This window comes from Nesterenkonia cremea, from assembly GCF_014642675.1.
Taxonomy (GTDB): domain Bacteria; phylum Actinomycetota; class Actinomycetes; order Actinomycetales; family Micrococcaceae; genus Nesterenkonia; species Nesterenkonia cremea.
Window position 1 is genome coordinate 11,586 of record NZ_BMIS01000011.1, and the last position, 18,097, is coordinate 29,682.

At 66.3% G+C, this 18,097-nt stretch carries 16 protein-coding genes; 6 read left to right on the forward strand and 10 right to left on the reverse strand.

Annotated features, from left to right (window positions below; translation table 11 throughout):
* Positions 1-115: 115 nt before the first annotated feature.
* The 3 genes from IEW85_RS11190 to IEW85_RS11200 form a co-directional block, all read right to left on the reverse strand.
* A complete protein-coding gene (locus IEW85_RS11190; protein WP_188685706.1) occupies positions 116-1,705 on the reverse strand; it encodes a 4-hydroxyphenylacetate 3-hydroxylase family protein in 1,590 nt (529 codons plus the stop codon).
* Between the two features lie 57 nt (positions 1,706-1,762).
* A complete protein-coding gene (locus tag IEW85_RS11195; protein ID WP_229658979.1) occupies positions 1,763-2,362 on the reverse strand; it encodes a flavin reductase family protein in 600 nt (199 codons plus the stop codon).
* Positions 2,363-2,525: 163 nt separating this feature from the next.
* Positions 2,526-3,602: a helix-turn-helix domain-containing protein gene (locus IEW85_RS11200; protein ID WP_268234675.1), complete on the reverse strand. Its 1,077-nt coding sequence runs from the start codon at positions 3,600-3,602 to the stop codon at positions 2,526-2,528.
* Between the two features lie 327 nt (positions 3,603-3,929).
* Here IEW85_RS11200 and IEW85_RS11205 point away from each other — a divergent pair, with 327 nt between their 5' ends.
* Positions 3,930-4,787 (forward strand): UbiA family prenyltransferase, encoded by an 858-nt coding sequence (locus IEW85_RS11205; RefSeq protein ID WP_188685708.1) that lies wholly within the window; start codon positions 3,930-3,932, stop codon positions 4,785-4,787.
* On the opposite strand, the gene IEW85_RS11210 is transcribed toward IEW85_RS11205, so the two are convergent.
* From IEW85_RS11210 to IEW85_RS11220, 3 genes are read right to left on the reverse strand one after another with little or no spacing between them, the layout of a single operon-like run.
* A complete protein-coding gene (locus IEW85_RS11210; RefSeq protein WP_188685709.1) occupies positions 4,773-5,912 on the reverse strand; it encodes an FAD-dependent oxidoreductase in 1,140 nt (379 codons plus the stop codon). The genes IEW85_RS11205 and IEW85_RS11210 overlap by 15 nt on opposite strands.
* The gene (locus IEW85_RS11215; protein ID WP_188685711.1) at positions 5,905-6,597 is read right to left on the reverse strand and encodes a methyltransferase domain-containing protein; all 693 of its coding nucleotides are present in this window, start codon (positions 6,595-6,597) and stop codon (positions 5,905-5,907) included. The genes IEW85_RS11210 and IEW85_RS11215 overlap by 8 nt, the downstream gene beginning before the upstream one ends.
* Before the next feature lie 13 nt (positions 6,598-6,610).
* Positions 6,611-7,693, reverse strand: coding sequence for a type III polyketide synthase (locus tag IEW85_RS11220; protein WP_188685718.1), 1,083 nt, complete (start codon positions 7,691-7,693; stop codon positions 6,611-6,613).
* Between the two features lie 187 nt (positions 7,694-7,880).
* Here IEW85_RS11220 and IEW85_RS11225 point away from each other — a divergent pair, with 187 nt between their 5' ends.
* The 3 genes from IEW85_RS11225 to IEW85_RS11235 all read left to right on the forward strand — a co-directional run bounded on the left by IEW85_RS11225 (position 7,881) and on the right by IEW85_RS11235 (position 11,513).
* Positions 7,881-8,693 (forward strand): SDR family oxidoreductase, encoded by an 813-nt coding sequence (locus IEW85_RS11225; protein WP_188685720.1) that lies wholly within the window; start codon positions 7,881-7,883, stop codon positions 8,691-8,693.
* A gap of 64 nt (positions 8,694-8,757) precedes the next feature.
* On the forward strand, positions 8,758-10,149 hold the full coding sequence (locus IEW85_RS11230; protein ID WP_188685722.1) for an NAD-dependent succinate-semialdehyde dehydrogenase: 1,392 nt from the start codon (positions 8,758-8,760) through the stop codon (positions 10,147-10,149).
* Entirely contained in the window at positions 10,146-11,513 is a 1,368-nt protein-coding gene (locus tag IEW85_RS11235; protein ID WP_188685724.1) for an aldehyde dehydrogenase family protein, read from the forward strand. The genes IEW85_RS11230 and IEW85_RS11235 overlap by 4 nt, the downstream gene beginning before the upstream one ends.
* 38 nt (positions 11,514-11,551) lie before the next feature.
* Here IEW85_RS11235 and IEW85_RS11240 read toward each other — a convergent pair whose 3' ends face one another.
* Together IEW85_RS11240 and IEW85_RS11245 are read right to left on the reverse strand one after the other, a co-directional pair.
* On the reverse strand, positions 11,552-13,108 hold the full coding sequence (locus IEW85_RS11240) for an MDR family MFS transporter (protein ID WP_188685727.1): 1,557 nt from the start codon (positions 13,106-13,108) through the stop codon (positions 11,552-11,554).
* Positions 13,105-13,764 carry a TetR/AcrR family transcriptional regulator gene (locus IEW85_RS11245; RefSeq protein ID WP_188685729.1) on the reverse strand — a complete coding sequence of 220 codons (660 nt, stop codon included), beginning with the start codon at positions 13,762-13,764 and terminating at the stop codon, positions 13,105-13,107. Before IEW85_RS11245 ends, IEW85_RS11240 begins: the two co-directional genes overlap by 4 nt.
* Before the next feature lie 211 nt (positions 13,765-13,975).
* Between IEW85_RS11245 and IEW85_RS11250 the strand changes: the two genes are divergently transcribed.
* Positions 13,976-14,548 carry a small multi-drug export protein gene (locus IEW85_RS11250; RefSeq protein ID WP_229658981.1) on the forward strand — a complete coding sequence of 191 codons (573 nt, stop codon included), beginning with the start codon at positions 13,976-13,978 and terminating at the stop codon, positions 14,546-14,548.
* A 71-nt stretch (positions 14,549-14,619) separates the two neighbouring features.
* Here IEW85_RS11250 and IEW85_RS11255 read toward each other — a convergent pair whose 3' ends face one another.
* Complete coding sequence (locus IEW85_RS11255) at positions 14,620-15,813, reverse strand: GtrA domain-containing protein (RefSeq protein WP_188685730.1); 1,194 nt, start codon at positions 15,811-15,813, stop codon at positions 14,620-14,622.
* A 133-nt stretch (positions 15,814-15,946) separates the two neighbouring features.
* Here IEW85_RS11255 and IEW85_RS11260 point away from each other — a divergent pair, with 133 nt between their 5' ends.
* Positions 15,947-17,038, forward strand: a complete 1,092-nt coding sequence (locus IEW85_RS11260) for an LLM class flavin-dependent oxidoreductase (RefSeq protein WP_188685731.1) — start codon at positions 15,947-15,949, stop codon at positions 17,036-17,038.
* A gap of 123 nt (positions 17,039-17,161) precedes the next feature.
* Here IEW85_RS11260 and IEW85_RS11265 read toward each other — a convergent pair whose 3' ends face one another.
* Positions 17,162-18,055 carry an ArgP/LysG family DNA-binding transcriptional regulator gene (locus IEW85_RS11265; RefSeq protein ID WP_188685732.1) on the reverse strand — a complete coding sequence of 298 codons (894 nt, stop codon included), beginning with the start codon at positions 18,053-18,055 and terminating at the stop codon, positions 17,162-17,164.
* Between the last annotated feature and the right edge of the window lie 42 nt (positions 18,056-18,097).

Genomic DNA, 18,097 nt, shown 5'->3' on the forward strand with positions numbered 1-18,097 from the left:
ATTCCGGCGGGACTGGAGGAGAGAACACAGGCAGCGGTGGCTGCTGTGCCCTTCACCCCCGGCCCCGCCGGACATTATTCGATGATCACCCGGTCGGCATCATCCCACCGGCCTGTCAGCGCCGCCCGCTGAGATTCATGTTCACGTCGTCGCCGCTGAAGAGGTCAGGCACCGTCCAACCGTCCAGGTCATATTCGGACATGCACTGCTCGACCATGCCGTCCATCTGTTGAGTGACACCGTTGTTCATCGCGTTCATGAGCATCTCAACGCGCACATTCTCATGGTTTCCCGAGTAATTGCGCTCATAGAGCTCATGGCGGCCTCCGAACTCTGAGCCGATGGCATCCCACAGCAGCTTCATCAGCTTCACGCGGTCCACCGCCTCAATACCGTCAGAACCGCGGAGATACCTGTCCAGATAAGGCCGAATCTCCGCATTCTTGAAGTCGAACGCGCCGGACGGAAGGTAGATCAGACCGGCGGCCACATCCTGTTCGATGATCTCCTTGACCCGAGGGTAGCCCTGGGCCATGAACATCCTGTAGGCCAGTCCGTAATCCATATTCGGCAGCACAGAGCCGTGAGGGCCCTCATCAGGATTGTGCATCATGGTATCTGCGATCGCCCAGAACATGTTGCGCCAGCCGATGACCTCGCCGGCTCGCGCCTGAACCCCACGGAAATCCTTGGTGCCAGCGATCTCCAAGGCCTTCAGAAGCAGCCCGGCGATGAAATCCAGCTTGACGGCCAGACGGATGCATCCCTGGTAGGTGAATCGCTGGATGAATCCAGTCTTCGGCATGAATCCGTTGATCTGGTCGGGATCCCCGTACGCGAAGACGTTCTCCCAAGGCACCAGAACCTTGTCGAAGATGAAGACGGCATCATTCTCATCCATCCGAGACGACAAGGGGTAGTCGAAGGGGGTCCCTGTCACGGCCGCATTCTGCGCGTAGGAAGCCCTGGAGACCAGCTTCACCCCAGGCGCGTCCATCGGAACGGTGCAGATGATCGCGAACTCTGGCTTCTTGATGGGAAGACCATAGTGAGAGATGAAGTTGTAGTTCGTGATCGCAGAGCCGGTCGCTACGACCTTGGCACCAGATACGACCAAGCCGTTATCCGTCTCCTTCTCCACCTTCATGAAGACATCTTCGACCTGATCCGGGGAGAGATGACGGTCTACCGGTGGGTTGATGATGGCGTGGTTCCAATACAGCGCCTTCTCCTGCGACTCCTGGTACCAGCGCTTGGCGTTCTCCTCATACGGAGAGTAGAACTCAGGCATGGCGCCCAGAGTGCCCAAGAACGCCGCTTTGTAGTCCGGTGACCGGCCGAACCATCCATAGCTCATCCTGGCCCAGGTCTCGATCGCCTCTCGACTCTCCTTCAGGTCTTGGACAGAGCGCGGAACCTTGAAGAACGGATGGGTCTTTCCTCCGCTTCCCGTATCAGTCTCCGACAACAGCTGCCCCGAGGTCTCGGGGTCATGAAATCCGTCGTACATGCGGGCCACCATGCGTATCGAGTTTCGGAACGCCGGGTGCGTGGTCACATCCTCGATCCGCTCACCGTGAAGGTAGACCTCACGTCCGTCGCGCAATGACTCGACATACTCTTCACCGGTCATCGGCAGCTTGGGGTTCGCCTGCGAAGTCCTCTCGGACATGCTGTCTTGCTCATGGGTCGGTTCTGCAGTCATCAGTATCGCTTCCTCCTGCTGATTTGTGTTCAGATCTGGGCTGTCAGGCCTCTTCTCTCACGGCGACGCGCCGAAGGTGTCGAAGGCGGTGGACCCTTCGAACCACCCCATCGCCAAACTGTCTCCTGACCCATGCCACGGGGCACCGCCGCTGAACGGTCCCACCTCTCGGAATTTTCCCGAGACGAAGAGCCGCGGGTCGACGTCGTTGACTTCCAGGGACTGGACCTCTCCGATGACGATGACGTGGTCCCCGCCGTCGTATGTTCGCCAGGGTCGACACTCGATCGTCGCGGCGTTGTCCGACAGCACTGGAATCTCTCCGTCATCACGCCACTTCGGGGTCTTCAGCATCGGCTTGCCGGCGAAATGCAGGCAGACCTCCAGCTGAGACGCCGACATGATGTTGATGGCGAAGGGGGCCTCCTCAAGGTATTCGGACGCCTTGTTTCCCCGAATCAGAGTCACCTGCGCCAGGGGAGGGTCCAACGACACCGCAGTGAACGCGTTGACGGTGGCCCCATGGGGCTGACCGTCAGGAGTGCGGCACGTCACCACAGTCACACCAGTGGCGAACTTGCCGAACGCATTGCGAACCTCCCTGGGATCAATGGCAACGGACATGTCGTGCCCGTCAGACGCTGTCTTCTGTCCCATCTCGCCGTCCTCCTTCGAACCTCGATCCGGATGGCATCTTCATCGACTTCCGAACCAAGATTATGTGCCGTGCATCACACAGTGGTGTCTCATATTGGGACAGAAGGAGTCATTGACACAGTGCTCCGACTATGCGAGCAGCACCGGCGCCGCCGGACTGATCTCAGCCAGCTGTGTCGATGCCATGGAGGCGCATCTTGCGGTACAAGGTTGATCGGGAGATTCCCAGCAGGCGGGCCGCCAAGCTCTTGTTTCCCTCACAGCGGCCGAGCTCATCCACGATGGCGTGATACTCCGCATGCCCCAAACCTTGAAGCTTCGCAGCGGCACCTGTAGGAAGACGCAGCGCCCAGGGCTCAATACGATTTCCCCCAGAACGCCGGTGAGCGTCCAGCAGAACCTCCTCCAGCTGCGCCACGTTGCCCGACCAATCCGCAGAGGCCAGCAGCCTCACCACGTCGGGCGACATCCAGGGGCCCTCCACCTGACCCAACCGGGCCTTCCAGATCGCCCGGGCGACATCGTAGATATCTTCCCGACGGGCGTTCAGCACAGGCAGTTCGACAGCGTCCCGGAAGGCCCTGCTCCACATGCGTTCCGCGAACCCCTGGACCTGCAGGGATTCGGTGGCGACCACCGGCACCTTCGCCTGCCGGGCTTTGAGGAGAGACGGGAGAAATCTGTGGACCCGATGCTCCGGAATCCTGTCCAGGTCATGGAAGAGGACAGGCCGCATCTGATCGACAGCATCACTGAGGCGGGACAGCCACACCGGATCTCGGAACGCTTGGTCACCACGGAGGACGAGCGGGTCCATATACCGCAGCGAACCCAGCGAAAGAGACAGCTCGATGAAGCGCCGTGCGAGGAAGTCCTTTCCCACGCCCGCTGCTCCCCTGATGCGCAACGACGGTACACCCCGCAACAACGACCTCAGCTGACCACGAATGCTCCAGGCCAAGTCGCTCTCACCCGGAAGCATCTCTTTGAGGTCGTCGCTGACCCCACTGCTGATCGTAGGTTCCTCTCGACTTGCCGGGCTCCTCCCCACCCCGACGACGGCACCCGAGATCGTGCCTGTGGCAGTCGTCGTGATCCAGTGCAGCCGAGATGTCCGCCCATCGGGAAAGGGAAGGGGCTGCCAACCGACTACCGCCTGGCTCTGGTCGTGCGCCCATCGCCACAGTTCCTGATGGGAGAAGACCCGCAGCAGGGGAGCCGCCAGCGCGTCGGCCATCATCACGTCAGGAGTGACGGCGAAGATACCCCCGTCCTCCCGGTCCAAGAACCACTGAAAGGCCTCGGTGATGGGAGCGTCCCGATGCAGAGGAGCTGTATACGGGTCAGCGGAACTAGGCATGGAAGACCACCGGCCTCAGGTTGCGGAGCGCCCTAGGCGAAGGGCGCTGCTGCCAACTCGATCGGGGGAACAGAGCACATTCCCCGCAGGTGAAGCGTGCGATGGCACAGTATCACCTCCGCCCGCCGCGCCCTCAGAGCGGCTCTGCCTCATGAAGAGGCCAGTCGTCAATCACACGCTCACTGTGCTCAGTGCGAGACTGGCTCCATGATCAGATGCTGCGGAAGGGTGCTGCGTGGGCTGTGGGCCTCCGCCCACCCCGGCCCCACGATGGTCGTCACCACGCTCGCCGTCGCCCTTTCTGCGGCCGCCGGGCTGGGCCTCTGGCGGATCCTGCTGCTGACCGCGGCCGTCTTCATCGGCCAGCTCTCGGTGGGCATCTCCAATGACGCCATCGACGCCGACCGGGACCGTGTGACAGGTCGGGACGACAAACCGATCGCGCGGGGAGAGGTCAGCACCCGTACGGCATGGATCGCAGCGACCGGCTGCCTGCTCCTGGCCCTGCTACTGTCCGCTCCCCTGGGCATCGGGCTGCTCGCGGCTCACGCCCTCGCCCTGGCATCGGCCTGGTCCTACAACGCAGGCCTTAAGGCGACCCTCTGGTCCGTCGCACCATTCATCATCAGCTTCGGGCTCTTCCCCTCCTTCGCCACGCTCTCGGCCCCCGAGCCGCAGATCGCCGCGCCATGGACGTGGCTGGCCGGTGGGACGCTGGGAGCGGCCATGCACCTGACCAATGTGTTGCCAGATCTCGACGACGACGCCCGCACCGGAATCAGAGGCCTCCCCCACCGGATCGGCGGCACACCGGCGGCTGTGCTGGCCGCGGCATCCGTGTTGGTCGGCGCGGCCGCCGTCCTCTATGGCTCCGCGGCGGACGGGATCCAGGCAGCCTCCCCCGTCTCCTGGTGGTTCTTCGGGCTCGTCGTCGCCGTCGTCCTGACCACCCTCGGCCTCACCTTCGCCGGGCGCTCCGGGCGAGTGCTGTTCCGGCTGCTCATGCTCGCCGCTCTGCTGCTGGCCGCCCAGCTGGTGGCGACCGGCGGCTCACTTGCGGGATGAGGCGTCGGCGTCGAAGCCCATCGCATAGGCGTGGGCGAAGAGCTTCCCGGGGCCCGGAGCCAGCATCAGCCGCAACCCGTTCCGGCGAGCCGCGTTCACCCGCGCAGACGCCGGGCGCCCCAGCCGGGTGTTGAGCCCCGCCAGCCTGGCCGCCTGGCGCGCCGAGGCGACACGCCGCCGCTCCCACCGCTTCAGATCGGCCTCCGGTGCTGTCCCCGTGCCGGCCCACTGCGCCAGCAGCGGCGCCAGCGTCACGGCGTCCAGCAGCCCGAGGTTCATGCCCTGCCCGCCGATCGGGCTGACCTCATGGGCCGCATCACCGATCACGAACAGGGCTCCGCTGCGCATCCGCGGGGCCACAAAGCGGCGCACTCCGAACTCAGTGACCGCTCCTCCGACCGGCTCTCCCCGGGCGGCCACGGCACGCTCGAAGCGGAGCTGCCGCTGCGCAGAGGCCGTGGAGGCTCCGGGCGGATCCCACACGACGAACCGCCTGTGCCGATCCGGCAGCGGGAATGACTCCATCACCCCGTTCTCATCGAGGTGGACGACGGCGGCATCGGAATCGCTGCGCTCTGAGACCTCCACATCGGCCATCAGGTACCGGTCCGGATAGGAGCGGGCTCCCGGACTGCGGTACACCAGACCGCGCGACCGGGATCCGCCGGCGAGGACGACCACGGGAGCGCGCCGTGATCCGGCATCTGTGTGCAGCTGCACGTGTTCTCCGGCGGGACGGATCACAGTGACACCGACTCCGCGTTCAGGCTCCGGTGCCGACTGGGCGAGCACCGCCTCAGTCATCGACTGCGGCAGCGTGGCGACGAACGGGAAACGGCACGAGAGGCGGTCGAATCGCACTGTGCCCAGCACCCGTCCCTGAGAGCGTGCCTCACCGCGGGGCACACGCCGGGCCCAACTCAGAAGCTCAGCCGTCAGACCGGACTCCTCCAGTGCGGCGAGCACGGGCGCATGCACACCGATGGCACGACTGTCGGGGCTCGACCGCTCACGCTGCTCGAGGAGTTCGACGCCGACGCCCCGGCGGCGAAGCTCCGCGGCCAACAACAGGCCCACCGGCCCGGCTCCGATGACGATCACCTCAGGCTCAGAGCTCCTATGCACTGCCGACCCCCTCAGCGATCAGCCGAAACGCAGCCGGGGACGAGACCTTCCACTCCGTGCCCAACGCGGCAGAGAGCTCCTCCTTCCGGTAGCTGCGCCGGATCGAACGCAACCCATCGGTCCGCAGGAAAGTGCCGGGCGACAGCGGCAGGATTCCGACCGCGTAGAGCCCGTAGGCGAGGCGTCCTCGGGCGATGTCGCTGTGGAACACGGCGGTGGAGGCGAGCGCGCGGGACGCGCTGGTGAAGTCCAGCAGCTCGGCGTCGTCCAGGTGATGGAGGACATGGTTGGAGATCACCACGTCGAAGGCATCGCCGTTCTCGATCAGGGCATCGGTGTCAGTTTGGAGAAACGTGACTCCGGGTCCCTGCCGGTCCAGAGCAGCCTGGTGGGCTCGCGGATCAGGGTCGGCACCGGTCCAGCGCACCTCCAGTCCGTCCTGCGCGGCCAGCCGCGCCAGCCGCGTGATGACGTCACCGCCGCCGGAGCCGAGGTCCAGCACACGCGCCGGCCGGTCGAGCTCGGCCAGAATATGCCGCAGCCGAGTGCGATAGATCCTGTCCCAGCCGGAGATCAGCCGGTTGACGATCCCGAACCGACGCAGCGTCGCCTGCAGGCGCTCGGGATCACAATCGGGGTCGTCCATGATCTCGCGCAGCTGATGGTCGCGCTCGGAGAGATTCATCGGCACCCCGGGCTCACTCGGTCTTTCGCATCCGAGCGAATTCGACGGTCAGACCAGGGCCGAAGGCGAGAGCCGCGATACGGCCGCTGACCTCCGGGTCCGCCAGGAGCCGGCGCAGAATGAACAACACGGTTGAGCTGGACATGTTGCCGTAGTCGCGCAGCACCGAGCGAGAGGCTGCGAGCGCCGGGGCGTCCAGGCCCAGTCCGGTCTCCACTCGGTCGAGCACGCTGCGGCCGCCCGGGTGCACCGCCCAGATGCCGGGGGGTTCCTCCTCCCCCAGGAAGCCGCTGACCGCCTCGCGGATCTCGCGCCCGATGATGCGGGGAACCTCTGCTGAGAGCGTCATCTGGAATCCGTGGTCCCCGATCGTCCAGACCATGTCGGACTCTCCCTCGTCGGTCAGTGCTGTGGCGAAGCCGTCCAACACGATGCCGCCGTGGGCGCCTGCGGCCTCATCTGCGGTGACGACCGCCGCGGCGGCCCCGTCGGCGAAGACCGAGGCGGCGACGATCTGCTCGGAGTCCGCCATGTCCCGGATATGCAGCGAGCACAGCTCCACGCACACCACCAGCACGACTGCCCCGGGGCGGGCTTCGGCGATCTGGGACGCCAGGCGGAGAGCCGGCAGCGCCGCGGCACATCCGATGAACCCCAAGTGGCTGCGCTCCACGGTGCTGGGCAGACCGAGGTCCCTGATCAGGCGGTAGTCGATGCCGGGCGCAAAGAATCCTGTGCAGGAGACGGTGATGAGATGAGTGATCTGGCCGGGGGCGACCTGGCCGTCGGCCAGCGCGGAGCGCGCCGCCTCGGCTGCCAGTTCAGGCGCCGCCTGACGGTAACGCTCGTTGCGCACGCCAGTGGTCGGTCTCAGCAGAGCCCCGTCATCGGCCACGAACGTCCCGTCCGGGGATCCGCCCAAGCCGGTGAGCACCGTGTGCCTCTGCCTGATCCCCGCCGCGCTGAACGCTGCCGAGACATGCCGCTGGGTGAGCCTGTCCAGGCCCGGCTGCTCGGCGAAGAAGGAACGCAGGTCATCCTGAGGCACAGCGGTGACCGGCACTGCAGTCCCGATAGATGCGATGCGCGCAGGCATACCCTCAACCTAATCATGCCTGCGATCCCTCACGACAGAGCTGTCTCCACCGCCCCGACACAGGCCGCTCCCGGAACAGGCTCAGAAGGGGCGGCAGCCATCGCAGCTCTCCGCAGCCCGGCATCGCGACCAGCCGATCCTGCCCCCCATCAGCAGTGCTGGTCCGGAGATCCATTAGTATTGCTCCGTGCTCTATCACCTCCGCGGGAAGAACGTGCTGATCACCGGTGGGGGCAGCGGGCTGGGGCGCTCCATCGCGCTCGAGGCCGCATCACGGGGCGCCCAAGTCATGATCTGGGACATCTCGGCAGAGGCCGGAGAGGCCGTGTGCACAGAGATCCGACAGACAGGCGGCGAGGCGCGCGCCATGGAGGTGGACGTCTCCGACCGGTCTGCGGTCAGGCTGGCGGCGAGCCGCTGCGAGTCCGTGGATGTGCTGATCAACAACGCCGGGGTGATCGTCGGCAAGCCGCTGCTCGAAACCTCGGAGGACGAGATCGCCGGCACCTTCGACGTCAACACCCTGGCCCTCTACTGGGTCACCCGGGCGTTCCTCGGCGGCATGATCAGCCGCGGGCACGGCACGGTCGTGACCATCTCCAGCGCCTCCGGCCTGTTGGGCGTGGCAGGACAGTCCGACTACGCCGCGAGCAAGTTCGCAGCCTTCGGATTCGCAGAGGCCCTGCGCGCCGAGATGCGCCGGGGCAGAACCGGCGTGACCTCGCTGACCGTGTGTCCCTCTTACCTGGAAACCAGCATGTCCCACGGCGTCAGCACACGTTTCCCCCTCCTCCTTCCTCCGCTGCGGACGGAGAAGGTCGCCCGGAGGATCGCACGCGCCATCGAGAAGCGGCACGCCCAGCTGATCATGCCGTCGCTGGTGCGGACCCTGCCCGTCGCCCGCGCCATGCACGTGCGGCACTTCGACCGCCTCATGGATGCCTTCGGCGCCTCCCGCGCCATGGACACCTTCCGGGGAAGCGTGCCGCCCGCCCCATGACAGAAGATTCCGCTCCTGCCGAAAACCCTGGACGTAACGGCGCAACCGGGACTTCAATGGGCACATGAGCACTTTCGCAGTCACCAACCCGAACACCGGCCGGGTCGAGGAGACCTTCGACTCGGTGCCCACCCAGGAGCTCCCCTCCATCATCGACGAGGCCGACGAGGCCTTCGGCAAATGGCGCAGCACCCCGGTGGAGCAGCGAGCCTCCATCCTGCGCTCCGCTGCAGACATCTTCGAGTCCCGGGCCGATGAGCTCGCCGACATCATCGGCACGGAGATGGGCAAGCCGCACAAGCAGGGCCTGTCGGAAGTGAAGAAGGTCGCCTACACCGCACGGTGGTACGCCGACAACGCACCTGAGCTTCTGGAGCCCACGGAGCTTCCCGACGCTCAGGGCGCTGACCGGACCTACGTCAAGCACGATCCACTGGGCGTGCTGCTGGGCATCATGCCGTGGAACTTCCCCTATAACCAGATCGCCCGCTTCGCCATCCCCAACCTGATGGTGGGCAACGCCGTGCTGATGAAGCAGGCGGCCATCTGCCCGCGATCCTCCCAGGCCTTCCAGGAGATCCTCGAGGAGGCGGGACTGCCCCGCGGCGTCTACACCAACCTTTACCTGAACAGCAGCGACGCAGAGAAGGTCCTGGAGGACTTCCGGGTCAAGGGTGTCTCCCTGACCGGGTCGGAGACCGCCGGCGCCTCCGTCGCGTCCATCGCCGCGAAGCACCTGAAGAAGTCCGTGCTGGAGCTCGGCGGCAACGATCCCGCCGTCGTGCTGGACACCGACGACGTCGGCGCCCTGGCCCAGAAACTGGTCACCCTGCGCACAGCCAACGCCGGTCAGGTCTGCACCTCCCCGAAACGGCTCATCGTCGTGCAGGAGCTCTACGACGACTTCGTCTCAGCAGCCCAGGAGGCCGTGGAGAACGTCACCGTGGGCGCCTACGACGACCCGGAGACTGATATGGGGCCGCTCTCCTCCGAGGGTGCCCGCGACGAGGTGGTCGAGCGGATCCAGCAGGCCGTCCAGGACGGCGCCACCCTGCACACCGGCGGGGAGAAGCTCCCCCGGGACGGCTGGTTCATGTCCCCGGCCCTGCTGACGGACATCGACCTGGACAGCGATCTTGGCTGCAACGAGCTCTTCGGCCCGGCCGTCATGGTGTTCAAAGCCGAGGACGAGGCCGACGCGCTGAGGATCGCCAATCGGACCCAGTACGGGCTGATGGCCTCGGTATGGACCCAGGACACCGAGCGAGGCCAGCGCTTCGCCGAGCAGATCGAGGCGGGCATGACCCTGGTCAACACGCACATGGACTCCAGCCCGGAGTTCCCCTTCGGCGGCATCAACAACTCCGGCTACGGCCGGGAGAACGCCGGTTGGGCGCTGCGGGAATTCACCAATGAGCGCCTGGTGCGCATCAACCAGCACAACCTCACCGGGTGAAGCACACCGTCGACGGCGCCCGGGAGGCCTTCAGCACCGGGCGCACGCTCCCGCTGACCTGGCGCCGTCAGCAGCTCGAGGGACTGGAGCGGATGCTGAGCGAGTGTGGCGAGGAGATCCGGGAGGCCCTCTCCCAGGATCTGGGCAAGAGCAGCGCGGAGAGCCAGCTGACTGAGGTCCTCTCCGTCCGCTCCGAGATCCGACACACCGCGAGGAGCCTTCGGAAGTGGACCAGACCGCGGCGGGTCCGCACCCCCTTGACCCTGGGTATGGCCAGCGCCGCGGTCCAGCGGGAGCCGCTGGGGACGGTGCTCATCATCTCGCCGTGGAACTACCCGGTCCACCTGCTGCTGATGCCGCTGGTCGGAGCCCTGGCAGCGGGCAACACGGTGGTGCTCAAGCCCAGCGAGATGGCACCGGCGGTCTCTGCCCTCATGGCCCGCAGAATCCCCGAATACCTGGAGCCGGAAGCTGTCGTGGTGGTCGAGGGAGGAGCCGATGAGACGACCCGCCTGCTGGAGCAGCCCTTCGACCACATCTTCTTCACTGGAGGCAGCGGCGTCGCCTCCATCGTCATGTCCGCGGCCGCCAAGCACCTCACTCCGGTGACCCTGGAGCTGGGCGGCAAGTCCCCGGCCTGGGTGGACGGCTCAGCCGATCTCAAGGAGGCCGCGGAGTCCATCGTATGGGGGAAGTTCACCAACAGCGGGCAGACCTGTGTGGCTCCCGACCATGTCCTGTCGACCCCTGAGCTGGCCGAACCGCTCGGCAAGGAGATCTCGCGGGCCATCATCAGGGCCTACGGCACCGACCCTCAGCAGTCCGGGGACTACGGCAGGATCGTCAACGAGCGCCATGCCCGGCGACTTGCTGCCCTGCTCGAGCAGGACTCCGGCAGAGCACTCATCGGCGGCGACGTCGACGTCGCCGGCCGCTACGTCTCCCCGACGGTGCTGCTGGATGTCCCGGAGGATGCGGCCGTCATGGAGGAGGAGATCTTCGGGCCGATCCTGCCCATCGTCACCGTGGCCGACCATCGCGCCGCGATCGAGGTGATCAACAGCCGGCCCAAGCCTTTGGCGCTCTATGCGTTCACCCGGGATGCCCAGGTGCGCGCCGACTTCGTGGAGCGGACCTCATCCGGCGGCCTGGCCTTCAACACCGTGATGACCCAGCTCGCCGTGCCGGCCCTGCCCTTCGGCGGTGTGGGCCCAAGCGGCATGGGCCGATATCACGGGGAGTACAGCCTGCAGACGTTCAGCCACGAACGCGCAGTGCTGCGCAAACTGCCCGGACCGGACCCCACGCGCCTGGTGCGCGCTCCCGTGGGCCGCCGGGTGCGGCGGCTGCTGGTGAAGCGCTGAGATTCCTCGCGGAGACTGCAGTTCACCGGCCGAAGGGCTCAGCGCTCAAGAGTGGTGGCCAGGGGCTTCTCCTCCAAGAAGAGCAGCAGCACAGTGCTGATCAGGACCAGCGGCACCATCCAGAGGAACAGCGGGACCAGGGCGTCGTTATACCCCTCGACCACCACGCTGTGCAGCGAGGCTGGCAGCTCCCCCACCGCTTCCGGGGTCAGCGAGCTGGGATCCAGGTCCGCCTCCGCGGCAGCGCCTTCGGGCAGCCGTTCGGCCAGCAGGCTTCCCAGCCGGGAGGCGAAGAGCGCGCCCACCACGGCTGAGCCCAGTGTGGCGCCCACCTGTCGGAAGTAGTTCTGGCCCGCCGTCGCAGTGCCCACCAGCTTCTGGGAGAAGGAGTTCTGCGCTACCAGGGTCAGCAGCTGCATAGTGCAGCCCAGGCCCAGTCCCATGATGCCCATGTAGAGGCATTCGAGGATCACCGGGGTGTCGGCGTGCAGCGTGGAGAGCAGCGCCAGGCTCAGCGCGGTCAGCAGACTGCCGACCACCATGATCCGCTTATACCGGCCGGTCTTGGCGGTGCGCCGGCCCATCACGATGGAAGCGGTGAGCATCATTCCCATCATCGGGATCATCAGCAGCCCCGCCACCGCCGGGCTGTAGCCGGTGACCATCTGCAGATAGGTGGGCATATAGCTGAGCGCCCCGAACATGGCCACACCGGTGATCAGCCCGGCGAACATGGTCAGCACAAAGTTCCGGTTCCGGAAGAGCAGCAGCGGCATCACCGGCTCCTGGGCGCGCCACTCCACCAGGATGAACAGTCCGCCGGCGACGACGGCGACGCCGGCCAGTCCCAGGATCAGCGGGGAGGTCCAGTCATATTCCACCCCGCCCCAGGTGGAGAGCAGCACGGCCGCGGAGGTGGCCAGGCCCAGCAGCATCATGCCCGTCACGTCGATCCGACCGTGGCCGCTGCGGCTGCGGGCGGGCAGGCGCAGCAGCAGGACCACCATGACCAGGGCCAGCAGGCCCAGTGGGACGTTCATCCAGAGAGCCCAGCGCCAGCCGGGTCCCACGGTCAGCCAACCGCCCAGCAGCGGTCCGGCCACTGAGGAGAAGGCGAAGACTCCGCCCATGACGCCCATATAGCGGCCGCGTTCGCGGGCGGGCACGACGTCGGCGATGGTCGCCTGGGAGAGCAGGATCAGTCCGCCGCCGCCCAGGCCCTGGACCACACGGGCGGCGATGAGCTGGTTCATCTCCTGGGCCGCGCCGCCACCGGCCGAACCGAGGATGAACAGGGTGATGGCCACGATGAACAGCGGCTTGCGGCCGTACATATCGCCGAGCTTGCCGTAGATCGGCATGGTGATGGTCGAAGCCATGATGAAGGCGGTGATCACCCAGGCCATATGCTCCACACCGCTGAGCTCACCCACGATGGTGGGCAGCGCGGTGGCCAGCACCGTCTGGCCCAGGGAGGCCATGAGCATGGCGACGATCAGGGCGGCGAAGATCAGCGTCAGGCGCCGCCGGTCGGTCTCCCCCTCCTGGGAGACCACCGGTGAGGTCCCGGTGACGGGCTGGGTCTCGGTGCTCATCTGCCTGCTTCCGTTCTGCCCGAGCCGCCGGTGGCCAGGACCACGCGGCGGAACTGGTCGATGGACCCCTCCAGGAAGTCGTCCATAGCCGCGCCGTGCTCGGCAGCGGCCTGCCGCTCCCCCTCGAAGTACTGGGTGAAGGCGTGCTTGATGATGACTCCGGAGAGCATGAGCAGCACCTGCTGGGAGGCGGGGTCACCCGCATCCTCCCTGCGCTGCGCGGCAGCTCGCATGGCCTCGCGCACCAGCTCCTCCACCGTGGTGATCAGCTGGCCCAGTCGGCCGCGCAGGCTGGGGTGCTGGGTGGCGATCTCTCGGCGTCGTACTGCCGTCTCTTCGGTCAGGGCAGTGCGCAGCACGGCCACGAAGGCGTGGACGGTGCGGGTGAGCTCGTCCTCCTGCGCAGTGGCCAGCCGGTCCACCACGGCCTGGTCCAGCCAGGGCAGGCGGGTGCCCAGGATGGCGTCCTCCTTAGTGGGGAAGTAGTTGAAGAAGGTGCGCCGGGAGACGCCGGCCCGCGCCACCACGGCCTCCACAGTGGCCGCCCCGAGGCCCTCATCCCGGGCGAAGGCATAGGCCGCCTCATAGATGGCGTTCCAGGTGTCTCGCTGGTTGCGTTCGCGCTGGGTCAGGACTTCCGAAGCATTTTCTTGCACCCGTGCATTTTATGCACTTGCGCGGAATCTGCACAAGTGCACGTTTTTGGTATCGTGGTTCACCCCGCGTCGATCGGCACGTCAGGGTGGCGTCCGGGGCGCTCCGACGACCATCCGTGCCGATCGACGGGACAGGCTGCAGCCCAAGATCCCCCGCAGAATCCCCCGTGAGGGGGAGGTCTCAGCCGCGCTCCTCCGCAAGAATGAGGGCATGATCGAAACACTGCCCGCCCTGAGCGACTCCCTGACCACTCTCACCGCCGTCACACCGGAGGAGACCTTGGTGGACGACACCTGGGTCGGCTCCATGCGCGACTGGGCCGACGGACTGGGCCCGGCCGTCCAGTGGCTGGGTGTGATCGCCATCGGCGCCATCCCCTTCCTGGAGGCCTACGCCGGCGCGCTGGTGGGCGTGCTGATCGATATGCCCTTCGCCCTGGCAGTGCTGCTTGGCGTGATCGGCAACTTCCTCTGCGTGGCCGCCCTGGTCTTCGCCGCCCACGGGACTCGCACTGCGGTCACCGCGCGCAAGGAGCCCAAGCAGATGAGTGAGCGTCAGCTGAAACGGCGCGAGAAGGCCAAGCGCAACTTCGACCGATTCGGCGTTCCGGGTGTGTCTCTGCTGGGACCGCTGGCGCTGCCCAGCCAGTTCACCGCACCACTGATGGTCTCCTTCGGCGCCAACCGCAATGCGGTGCTGATCTGGATGTTCGTCTCCATCGTGGTGTGGGCCGTCATCGGTGCCTTCCTCGGCATCGCGATCATCAACCTGGCCGCCCAGTAGTCGACACCGACGCCGCCAGCGCGGCAGGCGCTGGCGGCACGACATCACTGCCCCCCCCTGCACAGCTGAGCTCAGCGCTGCTCCTCATCGCGCGGGTAGCGCTGAGCCTCACGGGAGCCCTGGGTGAGGTTCTTCAGGTCAGTGTCGTCATCGAAGTTCGACCCGATGGCGCCGGCGACCACTCCCATCGACGCCGAGAGCCAGGCGATGTCCAGATAGTTGCCGAAGGCCGCCTCCTCGCCGATCTCCTGAGTCATGAATCCGGGATCGATCAGCAGGAGAGCCATCACCAGGATTCCCATGAACAGCAGCAGGTAGAGCACAGAGACGCTCACCAGCAGGCTGGCCACAGTGGAGGCGTTATACATCAACGCCTCCTTCTTCCCTCCGGCCCCACTCGTATTCGAACGGTCCCACAGGCGATTCGCAAGGATCAGCCAGGTCACTACCATGCACACCGCGATCATCGAGACGACCGCCAACCGCCAGGAAGGCAGAAAGGTGGCCATCTCCCAGATGGTGCTGAAGAAGACACCGAACGCACCAGTGGCCCCTGCGGCGGAGAAGACTCCGGAGAGCTTAGGCATGGACCAGAAAGGCTCATTCGAAGCCACCATGCCCAGGGTGACCCACAGGCGCCCGGGAAAGAGCTTCGCGGAGGTGGAATAGGCGGCGCTTCCGCCGTTCTGCTCCTCCACGCGGTTGGCGATGCGACCTGTCTGACGGGCCTCCTCCAGCGAGTCATAGACCAGCGCATCCACCGCACGCCGCAGCTCACGCCGCATACATCCGCGGATCCGAACAGGTCCGAGCGTGGGCAGGGAGATGACGGCAAGACCCTCCTGAAAGTGCATCTCCGTGCGCTTGGGCCTCCTGCCTGCCATGCGGGGAACCTCCGTGAGGATCACGGAGATGTCGGCCTCATCCTGGCGGGCCCAGCCCAGCACAGCGTCCAGATCCACAGTGGAGTCTCCGCGCAGCGGAACCAGCACCTGCTTATGGGTCAGCTCGGCGCCGCGGCTCCACCCCTTGCCCCGCTCCTCGAGCAGGCGGCGCACCCACATCGAGGTGCGGCCTGGATCCGAATAGATCACGATGGTCAGATTCTCGGCGTCATCGTTACGCTTCGATACATCCTCGCTCTCCCTGACACTCGTCTGCTGCCCCTGATTCGCCGTGCCCTGGCTCCGCGAGGCGCGCTGCCGAGTCTCCAGCAGTTCATCCTGCTCACGCCGCTGGCCCTGACTCTGGTGCTGTTCCTGCATGGCACTCCCTCACGTCTTCGATGCTGCCCACCAGCATAAGCATGATGCCTGAGGCTGACTGAAGGGTTCTCCGCGTCGGAAACTATTTCAGTTTTGAAGGAATTGCTGGAGGGTCTGTGAGGTTGTGATCGCCATGACCACCTCGCACCCCGCATCCATCAGCACTGAGCGCCACACCGAGCAGTTCGAGTTCGGCCTGCACACCTTCGGCGACGTCACCTCAACCCCCGACGGTGAGCGCCAGCTCTCCCAGCCGGAGGTGCTGCGCAACGTACTGGCCGAGGCCACGCTGGCCGATGCCTCCGGCGTCGATGTCATCGGCATCGGCGAACATCACCGGCCCGACTATGCGATCTCCGCGCCCGACGTCGTGCTCTCCGCTGTGGGTGCGGCCACCGAGCGGATCAAGCTGATCTCCGCGGTGACCGTCCTCTCCTCGGATGACCCGGTGCGGGTCTACCAGCGCTTCGCCACCATCGACGGGCTCACCGGCGGTCGCGCCGAGGTCTCGCTGGGCCGCGGTTCGTTCATCGAGTCCTACCCGTTGTTCGGCTACGACCTCTCCGACTACGAGACCCTCTTCGAGGAGAAGGTGGACCTGTTCACCAAGCTCCGCTCCGAGGGCCCGGTGACCTGGTCCGGCAGCACCCGCGCCGGGCTGAAGAACCAACAGATCTTCCCCACCACAGGCCACGACGCCGGCCTGCCCACCTGGGTGGCCGTGGGCGGCACCCCCAACTCAGTGGTCCGCGCGGCCCGGCACGGGCTGGGTCTGGAGCTGGCGATCATCGGCGGCGCCCCGCAGCGCTTCTCCCCGCTGGTGGACCTGTACCACCGCGCGCTGGCCGAGTTCGGCGTGGAGGGTGAGCGCCGTGTGGCCTCCCACTCCCATGGGTTCGTGGCTGAGACCGATGAGCGGGCTGAAGAGCTGTTCTACCCGTCCTGGGCGGCGTCGATGCACCAGTTGGGTCAGGAGCGGGGCTGGGGCAACGGCTACCCGAGCCGGGAGCAGTTCCAGCAGGAGATCACCCAAGGTGCGCTGTTCGTGGGCTCGCCGGAGACCGTGGCCAGGAAGATCGTCCAGACCAAGAGGTCCCTGGGGATCACCCGGTTCGGCCTGAAGTACGGCAACGGCTCCTTGGCGCATGAGCACATGATGGAGGCCATCGAGCTCTACGGCACCCAGGTCAAACCCCTGGTGCTGGACATGCTCTCCGATTCCTGAGGGTCGGGGCCTGAGGTCCCGGGCAGTTGTTTGGGCGAAGAACGTGACTCTGAGTGGCTTTTCGGCGCTGAGACGGCACGTCTTCGCCCAAACAACTGGAAGGGTGGCGCGTGACGCCGCGGTTCAGCGCATACGGGCGGCGGCGCGCTCCACGGCCGCGGAGAGGCGGTCCAGGGCCGGCGTCGTGGTGGTCCAGTGCTGCCAGTGCAGCGCGGATTCCTCCGCCCCGATCTCCCGGATGATCCGCAGGTCCGGGTGGGTGCCTTCCATGACGCCGGCGGGCATCATCCCCTCCGGGATCATGCCCCAGCCGAGCCCGTATCCGACGGCGGCGTTATAGGCCTCCACCGACGGGATCAGATGGGTGACCCGCGGACTGTCCACGCCCACCCGCTGCAGGGCAGTGCGCTGCAGCGAGTCGCGGATGGAGTAGTCCACCACGGGGATCTCCTGCCAGTTCGGCGAGCCGTCATCAGCCCGATGCCGGTCCAGCAGCTCCGCGCTGGCCACCGGCCAATAACGCATGGTCCCCAGGAGCCGGGAGCGGCAGCCGGAGACCGGCGTCGGGTGCTCCGCGACGGCGGCCACCACAGTTCCACTCCGCAGCAGCTCGTGGGTGTGCTCCTGGTCCTCCGGGTAGAGGTGAAGCTCGACGTCGTCCCAGGTGGCGGCCTCCTGGAGGACGCGGATGAACCAGGAATAGAGGGAATCGGCGTTGACGGCCACCGAGAGCGTGATGGTCGGTGTGTAGTTCTTCGAAGAGCCGCGGAAGCCCAAGCTGCGGCGGGCCTCATCCTCCAGCAGCACCATCTGCCGGGCCGTGCGCAGCAGATCCTCACCGGCCGCAGTGGTGCGCACCGGGACCGTGCGGGTGACCAGGACCTGGCCGACCTCCTTCTCCAGGGCTTTGATGCGCTGAGAGAAGGCTGAGCCGGAGACGCGCAGCAGCGCCGCGGCGGATTCGAAGGTGCCCTCGTCCACGGCCATCACGAAGGCACGCAGATTGTCCGTGTTCATATCGCGCCCCTTCGAAAGCTGCTGCCTCCGCCATCATAACCA